This window comes from Streptomyces gardneri, from assembly GCF_006539185.1.
In the GTDB taxonomy this organism is placed as follows: Bacteria; Actinomycetota; Actinomycetes; order Streptomycetales; family Streptomycetaceae; genus Streptomyces; species Streptomyces gardneri.
The window spans coordinates 128,518-142,061 of the sequence record NZ_BJMN01000030.1 but is presented as its reverse complement, the minus strand read 5'-3'; the positions used below and the strand labels follow the sequence as shown (position 1 = coordinate 142,061).

15 protein-coding genes and 1 pseudogene are annotated in these 13,544 nt (G+C 72.2%); 5 read left to right on the top strand and 11 right to left on the bottom strand.

The genetic code is table 11. The features are described 5' to 3' along the window. Positions 1-25: 25 nt before the first annotated feature. Entirely contained in the window at positions 26-619 is a 594-nt protein-coding gene (locus SGA01_RS23390) for a flavin reductase family protein (protein WP_141298377.1), read from the bottom strand. Between the two features lie 91 nt (positions 620-710). Between SGA01_RS23390 and SGA01_RS23385 the strand changes: the two genes are divergently transcribed. Both SGA01_RS23385 and lnt read left to right on the top strand, forming a co-directional pair. Next, a complete protein-coding gene (locus SGA01_RS23385; RefSeq protein ID WP_141298376.1) occupies positions 711-1,154 on the top strand; it encodes a nuclear transport factor 2 family protein in 444 nt (147 codons plus the stop codon). A 194-nt stretch (positions 1,155-1,348) separates the two neighbouring features. Then, the gene (gene lnt / locus SGA01_RS23375) at positions 1,349-2,989 is read left to right on the top strand and encodes an apolipoprotein N-acyltransferase (RefSeq protein WP_229918338.1); all 1,641 of its coding nucleotides are present in this window, start codon (positions 1,349-1,351) and stop codon (positions 2,987-2,989) included. Here lnt and SGA01_RS23370 read toward each other — a convergent pair. Together SGA01_RS23370 and SGA01_RS23365 are read right to left on the bottom strand one after the other, a co-directional pair. Further along, entirely contained in the window at positions 2,913-3,818 is a 906-nt protein-coding gene (locus tag SGA01_RS23370; RefSeq protein WP_141298375.1) for a Gfo/Idh/MocA family protein, read from the bottom strand. The genes lnt and SGA01_RS23370 overlap by 77 nt on opposite strands. Before the next feature lie 77 nt (positions 3,819-3,895). Beyond that, positions 3,896-5,083, bottom strand: coding sequence for an FAD-dependent monooxygenase (locus SGA01_RS23365; RefSeq protein ID WP_141298374.1), 1,188 nt, complete (start codon positions 5,081-5,083; stop codon positions 3,896-3,898). 102 nt (positions 5,084-5,185) lie between these two features. On the opposite strand from SGA01_RS23365, the gene SGA01_RS23360 reads away from it, so the two are divergent. From SGA01_RS23360 to SGA01_RS23350, 3 genes are all read left to right on the top strand, one after another. Next, positions 5,186-5,860 (top strand): TetR/AcrR family transcriptional regulator, encoded by a 675-nt coding sequence (locus SGA01_RS23360; protein WP_141298373.1) that lies wholly within the window; start codon positions 5,186-5,188, stop codon positions 5,858-5,860. 87 nt (positions 5,861-5,947) lie between these two features. After that, the gene (locus SGA01_RS23355; RefSeq protein ID WP_141298372.1) at positions 5,948-6,475 is read left to right on the top strand and encodes a DinB family protein; all 528 of its coding nucleotides are present in this window, start codon (positions 5,948-5,950) and stop codon (positions 6,473-6,475) included. A gap of 105 nt (positions 6,476-6,580) precedes the next feature. Beyond that, positions 6,581-7,096: a hypothetical protein gene (locus SGA01_RS23350; RefSeq protein ID WP_141298371.1), complete on the top strand. Its 516-nt coding sequence runs from the start codon at positions 6,581-6,583 to the stop codon at positions 7,094-7,096. A gap of 79 nt (positions 7,097-7,175) precedes the next feature. Here SGA01_RS23350 and SGA01_RS23345 read toward each other — a convergent pair whose 3' ends face one another. The 8 genes and pseudogenes from SGA01_RS23345 to SGA01_RS23310 form a co-directional block, all read right to left on the bottom strand. Beyond that, the gene (locus tag SGA01_RS23345) at positions 7,176-7,649 is read right to left on the bottom strand and encodes a tetratricopeptide repeat protein (protein ID WP_055646458.1); all 474 of its coding nucleotides are present in this window, start codon (positions 7,647-7,649) and stop codon (positions 7,176-7,178) included. 70 nt (positions 7,650-7,719) lie between these two features. Further along, a complete protein-coding gene (gene ung, locus SGA01_RS23340) occupies positions 7,720-8,403 on the bottom strand; it encodes a uracil-DNA glycosylase (protein ID WP_055646457.1) in 684 nt (227 codons plus the stop codon). A 103-nt stretch (positions 8,404-8,506) separates the two neighbouring features. After that, positions 8,507-10,084 (bottom strand): ABC transporter substrate-binding protein, encoded by a 1,578-nt coding sequence (locus tag SGA01_RS23335; RefSeq protein WP_141298370.1) that lies wholly within the window; start codon positions 10,082-10,084, stop codon positions 8,507-8,509. A gap of 148 nt (positions 10,085-10,232) precedes the next feature. Then, positions 10,233-11,000 carry an SDR family oxidoreductase gene (locus tag SGA01_RS23330; protein ID WP_141298369.1) on the bottom strand — a complete coding sequence of 256 codons (768 nt, stop codon included), beginning with the start codon at positions 10,998-11,000 and terminating at the stop codon, positions 10,233-10,235. 29 nt (positions 11,001-11,029) lie between these two features. Further along, a complete protein-coding gene (gene fabG / locus SGA01_RS23325) occupies positions 11,030-11,791 on the bottom strand; it encodes a 3-oxoacyl-ACP reductase FabG (protein WP_141298368.1) in 762 nt (253 codons plus the stop codon). Positions 11,792-11,992: 201 nt separating this feature from the next. Next, positions 11,993-12,376 (bottom strand): DUF3037 domain-containing protein, encoded by a 384-nt coding sequence (locus SGA01_RS23320; RefSeq protein ID WP_141298367.1) that lies wholly within the window; start codon positions 12,374-12,376, stop codon positions 11,993-11,995. Next, entirely contained in the window at positions 12,373-13,218 is an 846-nt protein-coding gene (locus SGA01_RS23315; RefSeq protein WP_371866124.1) for a HipA family kinase, read from the bottom strand. The genes SGA01_RS23320 and SGA01_RS23315 overlap by 4 nt, the downstream gene beginning before the upstream one ends. 79 nt (positions 13,219-13,297) lie before the next feature. Next, a pseudogene (locus SGA01_RS23310) lies at positions 13,298-13,528 on the bottom strand (tyrosine-type recombinase/integrase); the annotation flags it as partial. Positions 13,529-13,544: the final 16 nt, after the last annotated feature.

Here is a 13,544-nt window from a genome sequence, read left to right as displayed (position 1 = left end):
CCCCGGATCGTCCGCAGGCCGGCGGTCAGCCCTGGTAGGGCACCCTGGCGATCTCCTTGATGCCGCCCAGGGTGCCCCACTCGTTCTTGCCGAGCCGGGTCAGCGGGCGCATCAGGGCCATCTCGGGGTGGCCGTCGACCATCACCGACTCGTCGACCGCCGCGTGCACGACCCGGCCGAAGACGACCGTCGAGTCGCCGATCCGCAGCGTGCTGTGCAGCTCGCACTCGAGGGCCACCGACGACCCGGCCACGCGCGGCGGCTTCACCCGCAGGCTCTGCTCCCGCTCGACGCCGCAGGCGTCGAACTCGCTCACCCCGTGCGGGAAGTCGGTCGCGGTGGCGTTGATCTGCTCGAAGAGCCCTTCGGGGGCGAGGTTGACCACGAACTCCCCCGTCTCCTCCACGTTGCGCAGCGAGTCCTTGCGGCCCACCGACGTGAACTGCACGACCGGCGGCGTGACCGAGGCGATCGTGAAGAAGGAGTGCGGGGCGAGGTTGTCCGTCCCGTCCGCCGAGGACGTGGAGACCCAGGCGATCGGCCGGGGCACGACGGTGGCGGTGAGCAACCGGTAGAAGGACGTCCGGTCGGTCAGTTCGGGATCTATGTTCACGCGCATCCGGACAGTATGACGGCGCCGTGAGGGCACCGCGGAACTCACCGCCCGCACGACCCTTGGCCCCGGGACCCCGCTGCCCGAGACTGAACCGATGACGCAGCGCGTGGACCTCGCGACCGTGATGGACCGGCTCGCCATCGACGACCTCATCACCGGCTACGCGGCGGCCGTGGACGACGCCGACTGGACCGGCTACCGAGCCCTGTTCACCCCGGACGGCCGGGCCGACTACCGCGGCTCGGGCGGGATCGAGGGCCCGGCGGCCGAGGTCGCCGACTGGCTCGCCGAGACCCTGACCCTCTTCCCCGTACGCCAGCACCTCATCGTGAACCGACGGGTCCTCTTCCGTGAGGCAGGCGGCTACCAGGAGTCCGGGGACGGCGCGGACGTCCGCGCCGACTACGTGAACCCGATGCGCTTCGCCACCGGTGAGGACTTCATCTGCGGCGGCCGCTACGCCTTCGCGGCGCTGCGCACCGGCGACGGCTGGCGGCTCTCCTCGGTCGTCGTCGAGGAGCGGTGGCGCCGCCACTGACGGGCGGGCCCTGCCCGGTCAGTCGGTCGATCAGCCGGCCGGTCAGCCGGTCGGTCCGTCGACCGGCCAGTCGGTTGGTCGGTTCGTCGGTTCGTCGGTTCGTCGGTTCGTCGGTCGGCCTGCCGGGTACGGGCCCACCGTGCCGCGCCGGGAGCGATCACGTCCGACACTGAAAGCGAGGGCGGGAGGCCGCCATGCGCATGCCGTTCGTGAAAAGGGACCCGGACGACCGGGCCGAAGGCCGCGCGCCAGGACCCGGTCGCGGGCCCGCACGTGGGCGAGGCCTCGTCCGCTCCCTGCTCGCCGTCGGCTGCGGCGCGCTCCCCGCGCTCGCGTTCCCCGCGCCCGGGCTCTGGTGGTGGGCGTACCTGGCGCTCGTCCCGTGGATGCTCCTGATCCGTACGGCTCCGGGGGCCCGCCGCGCGGCCGTGGACGGCTGGCTGGGCGGGGCCGGCTTCATCCTCGCCGTCCACCACTGGCTGCTGCCCAGCCTGCACGTCTTCCTTCTGCCGCTCGCCGCGCTGCTCGGTCTGCTGTGGCTGCCGTGGGGGTGGCTCGTACGCTCCCTGCTCTGCGGCTCGCCGTCACCTGCCCGGGCCACCGCCGCCCTGCTCGCGGTGCCCTCCGGCTGGCTGCTGATCGAGCTGGTCCGTTCCTGGGAGGGCCTCGGCGGGCCGTGGGGGCTGCTCGGCGCGAGCCAGTGGGAGGTGCCGGCGGCGCTGCGGCTCGCCTCGGTCGGCGGGGTGTGGCTGGTGAGCCTGCTGGTGGTGGCGGTGAACACGGCCGTGGTCCTGCTCGTCGCGGCCCCGGGGCCGCGTGCCGTCGGGGTCGCGGGGCTCGCCGCCTGCGCGCTCGTGGCGGGCTCGGCGGCCTGGGGGGTCGGGGCGCCGCGCGAGGACGGGACGGTGCGGGTGGCCCTCGTACAGCCGGGTGTCTTCGACGGCGCGGACGGGGCTGAGCGGCGGTTCGACCGCGCCGAGGAGCTGACGCGCTCGCTCGCGGGGCAGCGGCTCGACCTGGTGATCTGGGGCGAGAGCGGGGTCGGCGCCGATCCGGCCGGGCGACCCGATCTCGCGGCCCGGCTCACCGCGCTGGCGCGGGCCGTCGACGCGCCGCTCCTGGTGAACGTGGACGCGCGGGGCGCCGATCGCCCCGGCATCTTCAAGAGCGCCGTCCTGGTCGGTCCGGCGGGGCTCACGGGCGACCGGTACGACAAGATGCGGCTCGTGCCGTTCGGCGAGTACGTCCCGGCGCGCGGCGCCCTGGGCTGGGTGACCTCGTTCGGCAAGGCGGCCGAGGAGGACCGGCGGCGGGGCAGTGCGTCGGTCGTGATGACCCTGCCGGGCGAAGCGGGGGCCGAGAGGCTGCGGATCGGGCCGCTCATCTGCTTCGAGTCGGCGTTCCCCGACATGAGCCGGCGTCTCGTCCTGGACGGTGCCGGGCTCCTGGTCGTCCAGTCGGCGACCAGCACCTTCCAGGACAGCTGGGCGCCCGCCCAGCACGCCTCCCTGGCGGCGCTGCGGGCCGCGGAGACGGGCCGGCCCGTCGTGCACGCGACGCTGACCGGGGTCAGTGCCGTGTACGGCCCCGACGGCCGTCGCGTCGGGCCCGTCCTCGGCACGGACGCGAGCGTCGTCGCCGTCCGCGAGCTGCCGCTCTCGACGGCGACGACGGGCTACGTCCGCTGGGGCGACTGGCCGTTGTACGGAGCGCTCGCCGTGGTGGGCGCCGTGTGCGCGGCCGAGGGCGCGGGCGCGCTCAGGAGGCCTGGAGCAGAGACTCGCGGACCACGCGCTCGCAGAGCTCGTGGGTCAGCAGGGCGTCGCGAGCGCTGAGCGTACGGCCCTCGCGCACGGCGTCGAGGAAGAGGAGCACGGCCTGCTCGATGCCGCGCTGCCGGGCCACCGGCACCCAGTCGCCGCGCTTGCGCACGGTCGGCTGACCCTTGTGGTCGACGACGTCGGAGATGTTGAGGACCTGGCGCTTGGTGTCCTGGCCCGAGACCTCCAGGATCTCCTCGGTCGAGCCGTTCAGCCGGTTCATCATGCCGATGGCGGTGAAGCCGTCGCCGGAGAGCTGGAGCACGACGTGGTGCATGAGCCCCTCGCGGATCCGGGCGCGCACGTCGACGTGCTCGATGTCCCCGGGGACGAGGAAGCGCAGGGTGTCGACGACGTGGATGAAGTCGTCGAGGACGAAGGTGCGGGGGTCCTCGGGCAGGCCGATCCGGTTCTTCTGCAGCAGGATCAGCTCGCGCGGGTGGTCGGCACACTGCGCGTAGGAGGGCGCGAGGCGCCGGTTGAAGCCGACGAAGAGACTGACCGAACGCTTCTCGGCGAGCTCCACGAGCCGCTCGGAGTCGGCGTACTCGTAGGCGAGGGGCTTGTCGACGTACGTGGGGACGCCCGCTTCGAGGAGTCGGCCGGCGATCTCGGCGTGGGCGGCGGTGGACGCGTGGACGAAGGCCGCGTCGAGTCCGGCGGCGATCAGCGAGTCGAGGTCGCGGTGGCGCTGCGCGGCGGGCAGGTGGAGGGAGTCGGCGACCCGGTCCAGGGTCGCGGCGGTACGGGTCTGGAGGTGGAGCTCGACCCCGGGGAGGGTGGCGAGGACGGGGAGGTACGCCTTCTGTGCGATGTCGCCGAGTCCGATGCAGCCAACCTTCACGGGGTCTCCCTTGTCGTGTCGTTCGTGTCGCTCGTGTCCATCGGCCGTGCTCGCGCGGGCCGTTCGCGCCGGTCAGCTTACGCGGGACGGGCCGGGGCCACCGGCGGCCGCCAGTCGGCGATGCCGTCGAAGCCGCGCAGGACGAGGCCCGGGCCGAAGCGGGAGACCGCTCCGACGAGCGCGGAGCGCAGGGCGACGGCCGGGCGGGCGGAGAGCAGGGTGACCGCTCCGGTGCGGGCGGCCTTGCGGACGATGGCGGTGGTGCGCGGCAGGCGGTCGGCGGTGTAGGCGGGGAGCGCGCCGGCAGGGTCGAAGCCGGGCCCGGAGCGGGCGTGGTGGGCGAGGACGACGGCGTCCTCGATGGCCTGGTTCCCGCCCTGGCCGAGGCTCGGCATCATCGCGTGCGCGGCGTCGCCGAGGAGGGCGACCCGGCCCCGATGGAAGGCGGGCAGCGGGTCGGGCAGGTGGTGGACGTCGTGGCGCAGGACCTGGCCGGGGTCGACGGCGGCGAGGATCTCGGGGACGGGGTGGTGCCAGTCGCCGAAGAGCCGCAGGAGCTCGGCCCTCTCGTCGTCGGGCGCGCGGCCGCCGGCGGGGGCGGCGGCCATGGCGTACGCGTAGACCCGGCCGTCCTTGAGGGGCTGGGTGCCCCAGAGGCGTCCGGCGCCCCAGGTCTCGTGCGGGGCGAAGGGCCGGGCGGGGGCGGGGACGACGACCCGCCAGGTGGTGCAGCCGGCGTAGCGCGTGCCGGGGTGTTCGGGGAAGAGCGCGTGGCGGATCGCGGATCGGATGCCGTCGGCGGCGACGACGAGTTCGGCCTCGATCTCGCCTTCCGGGGTGGTCAGCCGGGCGGGGCGGTGGTCGTCGCCGGGGTCGGCGAGCGTGGCGGCCGCTCCGGTGCGGACGGTGCCCTCGGGCAGGGCCGAGGTGAGGATCTCGACGAGGGTGGCGCGGTGGAGGAGGACGAGCGGCCCGCCGAAGCGCGCGGCGGCGGCCTTGGCGTCCGTCCGGGCGAGCCAGCGGCCGTCGGGGGCGCGCATGCCGCCGTCGCCCTGCCACGCGGCGAGTTCGCGGACGCGGTCGCCGAGACCGATGACGTCCAGGGCGCGCTGGGAGTTGGGGGCGAGGCCGATGCCCGCGCCGACGGGGGCGAGGTCGGCGGCACGCTCCAGGACGGTGACCTGCCAGCCGTCGCGGAGAAGGGCGACGGCGGCGGTGAGCCCGCCGATTCCGGCTCCGACGACGACGGCACGGCGCTGTTCCATGGCTGCTCCCCTGAGCACTCAACTACAGGCGTAGTAACTCCGACATCACGACCGTACTACAGGCGTAGTCAGTCGGGTAGTGGCCGGTAGTAGGTTGTCCCCATGAGCGCACCGACCGCCCCGACCGGGGAGTCCCCCGTCTCCCCGGCCTCCCCGAGTGCCAAGCCCTCCGCCGCCTCTCGCGCCGAGCGGATCGGCGACGCCGCCCTCGACCTCCTCGTCGAGCGCGGCATGCGGGGCCTGACGCACCGCGCCGTGGACGAACGGGCCGGGCTGCCGCAGGGATCGACCTCGAACCACGCCCGCACCCGTCAGGCACTCCTGGAGACGGCCGTACGCCGCCAGGTCCACTGGGAGGCGCGCGTACTCACCCCGGACGAGCTGCCGGGCGGCGGCCCGGAAGCGGAGCGCGGCGACGGCGGGCCCCCGAGCGCCGACGTCCTCGTGGACGCGCTCGCCCTCGCCCTGCACCGCTATCTCACGGACCATCGGGCGCTGCTCGTCTCCCGCTACGAGCTGGCCCTCGAGGCCACCCGCCGCCCCGAGCTCCGCGCCTTCTTCGACGCCGCGGGCTCCGCCTTCCGCGACCCGCTGGTCGCGATGATGACGGCGGCCGGCTCACCGGCGCCCGAGCGGCACGCGCTCTCCCTCGTCGCCTGGTGCGAGGGCCTGATGTTCTCCTGCGCCGCGGGTTCCTTCCACGCCGCCGTGCCCACCCTCGCGGAACTGCGCACCGGCTTCGACGAACTGCTGCGGGGCATGCTCGACACCGCCTGAAGGCCTCGGCCCCGAGGCTCCCGTGAACGGGGCGCGCGAGGCGAAAGCACTGGCGTGGCCGGGTGATCTTGGGGGACGATGCCGCGCATGACCACCGAACGCATCGAATCCGACCCTCGCGTCGACCCGTCCACGACCTCGGGCGAGCGCGAGGCGCTGGAGCAGTGGCTCGACTTCCATCGCGCGACCCTCGCGGGGAAGTGCGAGGGGCTCGACGACGCACAGCTGCGCACCCTCTCCGCCCCGCCGTCCGACCTCAACCTGCTGGGCCTCGTCCGGCACATGGCCGAGGTCGAGCGCGGCTGGTTCCGCCGTGTGCTGACCGGCGAGGACCTGGGCTGGATCTACTCCACCGAGGAGGACCCGGACCGGGACATCCACGTCACGGACGAGGACACCTACGAGGAGGCCTACGCCACCTGGCAGGCCGAGATCGCCCACGCGCGCGCCCTGGCCGCCCCGCACGGCCTCGACGACCTCGGCGTGGGCAAGCACCGCACCGGGAGGACCTTCAACCTCCGCTGGATCTACCTGCACATGATCGAGGAGTACGCCCGCCACAACGGCCACGCGGACCTGATCCGGGAGCGCATCGACGGCGCCACCGGCGACTGAGGCCCGGTCCGCGGGTCAAGGCCGGACCTGCGGCACCTCACCCGTGCGGGGCATTCCCCGCCGGTAGGGGCGCGAAGATCGCCGCCGGACCAGCAGAGTGGCGCGGTGCATGGAACCCGAACCACAGCGAAGATCCTGGTCGGGGCGGCGGTCGCCGCCCTGGCGGGCTGCGCCCCGGCGGACGCGCGACCGCCGGCGCCCGTCCCCCCGCCCGCCGCGGAGAGCTCCGTCCTCCCCGCCCAGGAAGTGGCGCCGCAGATCGTCGAGGGCCCGGCCCGCGAGGCCCTCGAAGCGGCGCTCCCCGCTCCCCCGCCCTCCGCCGTGCCCCCGCCGTCCACCGCGCCCCGGGCGACACCCGTACCCGCCGCCGCACCCGAGCGGCACCGGCGAACGGCGGTCACGCCGCAGCCGCCGGAGCCGCGCCCCGCCGCCACACCCCGGCACCACGAGACGCCGAGCCCGGCTCCCCGGCCCGCCGTACCCGACCTGCCGGGGCTCGCGGACCTGCCGAAGGAACCGCCGCAGTCCCGGGCGGACGTCTGCGACCTGGGCGAGCGGTACGGGGGCTGGGACCCGCACAGTGATCAGGCCAGGATCTGCCACGGCACGTACGGCCGGTGAGCCGCCGCCCCGTGCCCGGCGCCCCCGAGCCCCCGCCCACAGCTGCCGGCCGGACGCCCCGCCACGCTCCTCGGGCTCGTCACATGGCCCTGAGCCGCAACTCCAGGCGCTCGATCGCCGCCCGGACCCCGTTCCCGTAGCCGTCGTCGTCGAGCGTGTCGGACGCCGCGCGGGCCCGGTCCAGATGGACCCGCGCGGCGTCCGGCCGCTGGAGCTTGACGTAGTCGGCGGCGAGGTTGAGGTGGAGCGACGGGTACAGCGCGCGCAGGGCGACCGCCGAGCCGTGCGCGGCGAGCCGCTCCTCCGCGAGCCCTTCGGCCGCGCTCAGCGCCCGCAGGTCCCAGGCCAGCTCGGTGTCGGGATCGTCCTGGGCGTCGGCCATGTAGTGGGCGAGGGTGCAGCGGTGCAGCGGGTCCCCGTCGGGGCCGATCTGCTGCCACAGCACCCCGAAGCGGTTGCGGGCCTCCTCGCGGTCGCCGCCGTGCAGCAGCATCATGGCCTGCCCGATCCTGGTCATGACCCCGTCGTCCGCCGCCTGCTGCTGCTCGGTCACGCCGACCTCCACCCGTTCACCCAATGGGAGAGCCGACGCTAGCCGCACCCGGCCCGGATCCGGCCGAGGCTCAGCCGAGGTCCGGAACGCGCCAGTCGATCGGCTCGTGTCCCTGGGCCGCGACGGCCGCGTCGATCTGGGTGAAGGGCTGCGATCCGAAGAACTTCTTCGCCGACAGCGGCGAGGGGTGGGCGCCCTTCACCACCACGTGCCGGTCCTCGTCGATGAGGGGCAGCTTCTTCTGGGCGTAGTTGCCCCAGAGGACGAAGACGGCGGGGTCGGGCCGCGAGGCGACGGCGGTGATCACGGCGTCCGTGAACTTCTCCCAGCCCTTGCCCTTGTGCGAGTTCGCCTCGCCGGAGCGGACCGTCAGCACGGCGTTGAGCAGGAGGACGCCCTGCTCGGCCCACGGCATCAGATAGCCGTTGTCCGGGATCGGGTGGCCGAGCTCGGCCTGCATCTCCTTGTAGATGTTCCGCAGGGAGGGCGGGGTCTTCACGCCGGGGCGGACGGAGAAGCAGAGGCCGTGCCCCTGGCCCTCTCCGTGGTACGGGTCCTGACCGAGGATCAGGACCTTCACCTTGTCGTACGGGGTGGCGTCGAGGGCGGCGAAGACCTCGTCCTTCGGCGGGAAGACCGGTCCCTTGGCGCGCTCCTCCTCGACGAACTCGGTGAGCTGGGCGAAGTACGGCTTCTGCAGTTCCTCGCCGAGAACACCCCGCCAGGACTCGGGCAGCATGCTGGTGTCGGTCACGGTCAACAACCTCCGGTGGACGTTCCTGTCTACGCCCCAAAACCTACCGGGGGCCACTGACAGTGGCCCCCGGCGGTCTGATCACCTGTGTTCGTCCGGCCTTCTACCAGCTGGCGCGGCGGTGCAGCTCCCACAGCTGCATGACCGTCTGCGGGTCGAGCGCGCGCTCGCCGCCGCCGATGTCCTCGCCGGCCGCGATGTACAGCTTGCCCTGCCACAGGGGCAGCAGCCGGACGTCCTGGACCATGATCTCCTGGGCCTCGACGAACTCGTCCGTGACGGTCCCGCGGTCGCTCTCGCGGCGGGACTTCGGGAGCAGCTCGCCGGTGATCCGCTCGCTCACGTAGGGCGTGCCGAGGACGTTCTCCTTGCCCAGGAAGGGGGCGACGAAGTTGTCCGGGTCCGGGAAGTCGGGGAACCAGCCGCGTCCGAAGACCGGGTACTGGCCCTTCTGGTAGCCCGCCTGGAATTCCTTCCAGGGCTGGCCGTGCAGCTCGACCTGGAAGAGCTTGGACTCCTCCAGCTGCCGCTTGAGCTCGGTGAACTCGGCGGCCGTCGAGGAGCCGTACCGGTCGGTCGTGTACCAGAAGTCCAGCTTGACGGGCGTCTCGACGTCCGCGTCCTTGAGGATCTTCTTGGCCTTGGAGACGCTCGGCATGCCGTAGCGGTCGAAGAACTTGGTGGTGTGGGCGGCGATGCCCTTGGGAACCATCGAGTACAGGGGCTCGGCGGTGCCCTGGTAGACCTTGTTGACCAGTTCGTCGCGGTCGACGAGCTGGGCGATGGCCTTGCGGACGGCCGGGTCGGCGACCGAGGGGTCCTCTGCGTTGAAGACCAGGTAGCGGATGTCGGCGCCGGTGGACTCGACGAGCTGGAGGCCCTTGTTCTCGGGCTTGTCCTCCTGGAGCGCGACGACCTCCTCGGCCGTGAGGCCGCGGTAGGTGGCGTCGATCTCGTCCTTCCGGAGCGCGGTGACCATCGCCTCGGAGTCGTCGTAGTACTTGATGGTCACGCCGCCGTTCTTGCGGGCGGCGAAGCCCTTGTACGTCTGGTTCTTGGTCAGCTCGGCCGTCTTGCGCTCGTCGTACGAGTCGAGGACGTACGGGCCGGAGCCCATGAGCTTGCCGTCCGTGCGGAGCTTGTCCGCCGGGTACTCGGCCGGGTCCACGAGCGACATCGCGGGGGTCGCGAGGACGAACGGGAAGGTGGCGTCCGGCTTGTTCAGACGGAAGACGATCGTGCGGTCGCCGACGGTCTCGATCTTGCCGAGCGAGCCGAGCATCCCGTTCGGGCCGCCCTTGTGGTTGATCGTGCGGATGCGCTCGATCGAGTGCCGCACGGCCTCGGCGTCCAGTTTGTGACCGTTCGAGAACTTCAGGCCGTCCAGGAGCTTGCACTCGAAGACGCGGCTCGACGTGTCGGTGAACTTGCAGTCGGCGGCGTCCGACTGCGGTGCCGTACTGCCGGTCGGGAAACTCACCAGGGTCTGGAAGACGTTCCGGAAGAGCTCCCAGGAATTGTCCCAGGCCGCGGCAGGATCAAGCGTGGTGGGAGAACTCGTCGTACCGATGACGATTCTCTGATCCCCGGCGGATTCACTGTCCGAAAACACACCGCATCCGGACACCAGGGATATGGACGCAAGGGCTGCAGCAACCTGCAGACTGGTCCGGTTGAACACGTGCACGCTCCTCGTTCAGCCACGGGTCGGCCGACGATACCGCAGCACCCCGTCAGGTCAATGTTCGAGTCTGACGGGGCACTTGGCTCATTCGACGTATAACCGGGGCCAATCCGGACACGAATTCCGGAAAGTGTCCGGATATCGGTCACCCGACTCCGGCGTTCAGGAAAATCCCGCCGTCGACGACGAGGGTCTGGCCGGTGATCCACTCCGACTGCGGAGAGGTCAGGAAGGCCGCGGCCCCGCCGATGTCCGCGGGGACGCCGAGCCGGCCGAGCGGGTAGGAGGCGGCCGCCTCCGCCTCACGGCCCTCGTACAGCGCCTGCGCGAACTTCGTCTTCACGACGGCGGGGGCGATGGCGTTGACCCGCACGAGCGGCGCGAATTCGTGCGCGAGCTGGAGGGTCAGATTCACCATCGCGGCTTTGCTCATGCCGTACGCCCCGATGAAGGGAGAGGCGGACACACCGGCGATCGAGGCGATGTTCACGATCGCACCGCCATGATCCTTCTGCCAGGCGTGCCAGCTCCGCTGGGCGAATCCGAGCGCGGAGATCACATTGGTCTCGAAGACCTTGCGGGCCACTCCCAGGTCCAGATCGGCGATGGGGCCGAAGACCGGGTTCGTGCCGGCGTTGTTGATCAGGAAGTCCAGCCGGCCGAAGCCGTCCATGGCCGCCTCGACGGCCGCGGCCTGGTGGTCCAGGTCGTGGGCCTTGCCGGGGACGCCGATCACCCGGTCGGCGCCGAGCCGCTCGACGGCCTCCTTGAGGGCCTCCTCGCCGCGCCCGGTGATGACGACCCGGTCGCCGCGGGCGACGAGCGCCTCGGCGATGCCGTAGCCGATGCCCCGGCTCGCGCCGGTGACGAGGGCGACCTTGCCGGAGAGCTCCGGCCGTTCGTTCGCGGTCATGACCGCCTCCTCTCGCTGTGTCCGGTAGGTCAGTTGAGCGGGCCGCCGGCCACGTACATGACCTGGCCGGAGACGAAGCCGGCGTCGTCGCCCGCGAAGAAGGCGATCGCGTTCGCGACGTCCTCGGGGCGGCCGACGCGCTGGACCGGGATCATGGAGGCGGCGGCGGCCTGGAAGTCCTCGAAGCCCATGCCGACGCGCTCGGCGGTCTGCGCGGTCATCTCGGTGACGATGAAGCCGGGGGCGACGGCGTTGGCGGTGATGCCGAACTTGCCGAGCTCCTTGGCGAGCGTCTTGGTGAGGCCCTGCAGACCGGCTTTGACGGCGGAGTAGTTGGCCTGGCCGCGGTTGCCGAGCGCCGAGGAGGAGGAGAGCGAGACGATCCGGCCGAAGCCCGCGTCCACCATGTGCTTCTGGCAGGCCTTCGACATCAGGAAGGCACCCTTGAGGTGCACGTTCATGACGAGGTCCCAGTCGGACTCGGACATCTTGAAGAGCAGGTTGTCGCGGAGCACGCCGGCGTTGTTGACGAGGATCGTCGGCGCGCCGAGCTCGGCGGCGATCCGCGCGACGGCGGCCTCCACCTGGGCGCTGTCGGAGACGTCGCAGCCGACCGCGAGGGCGGTGCCGCCCGCGGCGGTGATCTTCTCGACGGTGTCCTTGCAGGCAGCCTCGTCGAGGTCGAGTACGGCGACGGCGCGGCCCTCGGCCGCGAGGCGGAGCGCGGTGGCGGCGCCGATGCCTCGTGCGGCACCCGTGACGACGGCTACGCGCTGCTCGGTGGTGGACATGCTTGGTTCTCCTCGCCCTTGGATCGTCCCTGACCGCGGACGGACCGAGCGTGCCGCTCACGCGTCCCGCACATGAGCGACCGCTTAGTATCGTCCGCAGAACGAGACGCTAGAAGCGATGGCACCCGGTGTCAACGGCCCACCGGGTGCCCCAGGTCACGCCCCGTGGCGGAACGGCGACGGACGCCGCCGCCGACGGGCTCAGCGCACCAGCAGATCGAGGAGGCGCTCCACCTCGGCCTCCGGGTCGGCGGTGAGCCCCGTGTGCACGGGACCCGGCTGCACGACCGTGGAGCGGGGCGCGATCAGCCAGCGGAAGCGCCGGCCCGCGTCGTCCCGCGCGGCCTGTCCGGCGTCGTCGCCGCCGAGGCAGACCCCCTCGACGGCGCGCAGCGCGGCCCGGACGCCCGTGACGTCCGCCGTCGGGTCGAGGACCGCCAGCTTGGCCTCGTCCAGGTGGGTGCGGGCGGCCACGTAGGACCGGGCACGGCAGTAGACGACCACGCCCGCGTTGAAGCACTCGCCGCGCTCGACCCGCGGCACCACGCGCAGGAGCGCGTACTCGAAGACATCGCGCTGGGTCACGTGGTGCTGTCCTTCTCGGTGGAGTGCGTCCGGGGCGCGAGGCGCTCGGCCAGCCAGCCGGGCGGCTGCTGGGGCCGGTTCTCGGTACGGGGGCCGAGCGTGATCCGCTCGTGGATGGTGGCGGCGCGGGGCAGGAGCGCGTCGACGTAGGCCGCGCGCACCTCGTCGGTGTGGGAGAACCCGGGCTCGTCGACGAGCCACTCGTCGGGTACGTCGGCGGCGACCGCTTCGAGCAGCTCGCGGGTGACGAGCGGCGCGAGTTCGGCGGCCGCGGCGGCGACGTCCGGTCCGAAGGGCGCGAGCGCGTGGTCGGAGGCGTCGTACGGCTTGGCGGCGGAGGCCTGCGCGCCCGGCCAGTTGTGGTGCCAGATCATGGTGGCGCCGTGGTCGATGAGCCACAGGTCGCCGTGCCACACCAGCATGTTCGGGTTCCGCCAGGACCGGTCGACGTTGTTGATCACGGCGTCGAACCAGACGACCTTGCCGGCCTCCTTCGGATCGACCTCGTACGCGAGCGGGTCGAAGCCCAGCGAACCGGGGAGGAAGTCCATGCCCAGGTTGAGCCCGCCGCTCGCCTTGAGCAGCTCCTGGACCTCCTGGTCGGGCTCGGAGAGGCCGATCACCGGGTCGAGCTGGATGGAGACGAGCTCGGGGACGCGCAGCCCGAGCCTGCGCGCGAGCTGTCCGCAGACCACCTCGGCGACGAGGGTCTTGCGACCCTGGCCCGCGCCCGTGAACTTCATGACGTACGTGCCGAGATCGTCGGCCTCGACGATCCCGGGGAGCGAGCCGCCCTCACGCAGGGGCGTGACATAGCGGGTCGCTACGACCTCTTCCAACACTTTCCCAGGCCACCCATCTCTTCAGCCTTATAATCCACGGATGACGACTTCGCCGGGGCGAAGAGGCGGGAATCGCCGGTCAACGGCGCTGGGGAGAATCTGGGGAGTTTCGGCCGGCGGGCCAGACTCCCCGCTCCCCAAGCAGACCGTCGATGGTGCCACGCCCCTTGCTGCCAGCTTCCGGCATGAAGTGAGCATAGTAACCGAGGGTGATCGCCGGCGAGGAGTGTCCGAGCCACCGAGCCAGTGTCACGACGGACTCTCCGGCTTCCAACATGATCGAGGCGTAGGTGTGCCGAAGCACGTGGAATTCTTACTCGCGAATG

Bases quoted from the DNA above. Each gene is read 5' to 3' on its own strand.
- SGA01_RS23355 (WP_141298372.1), top strand. From the start codon at position 5,948: ATGACCACCGAACGCATCGAATCCGACCCTCGCGTCGACCCGTCCACG.
- fabG (WP_141298368.1), bottom strand. From the start codon at position 11,791: ATGTCCACCACCGAGCAGCGCGTAGCCGTCGTCACGGGTGCCGCACGA.
- SGA01_RS23390 (WP_141298377.1), bottom strand. From the start codon at position 619: ATGCGCGTGAACATAGATCCCGAACTGACCGACCGGACGTCCTTCTAC.
- SGA01_RS23330 (WP_141298369.1), bottom strand. From the start codon at position 11,000: ATGACCGCGAACGAACGGCCGGAGCTCTCCGGCAAGGTCGCCCTCGTC.
- SGA01_RS23365 (WP_141298374.1), bottom strand. From the start codon at position 5,083: ATGGAACAGCGCCGTGCCGTCGTCGTCGGAGCCGGAATCGGCGGGCTC.
- lnt (WP_229918338.1), top strand. From the start codon at position 1,349: ATGCGCATGCCGTTCGTGAAAAGGGACCCGGACGACCGGGCCGAAGGC.
- SGA01_RS23360 (WP_141298373.1), top strand. From the start codon at position 5,186: ATGAGCGCACCGACCGCCCCGACCGGGGAGTCCCCCGTCTCCCCGGCC.
- SGA01_RS23385 (WP_141298376.1), top strand. From the start codon at position 711: ATGACGCAGCGCGTGGACCTCGCGACCGTGATGGACCGGCTCGCCATC.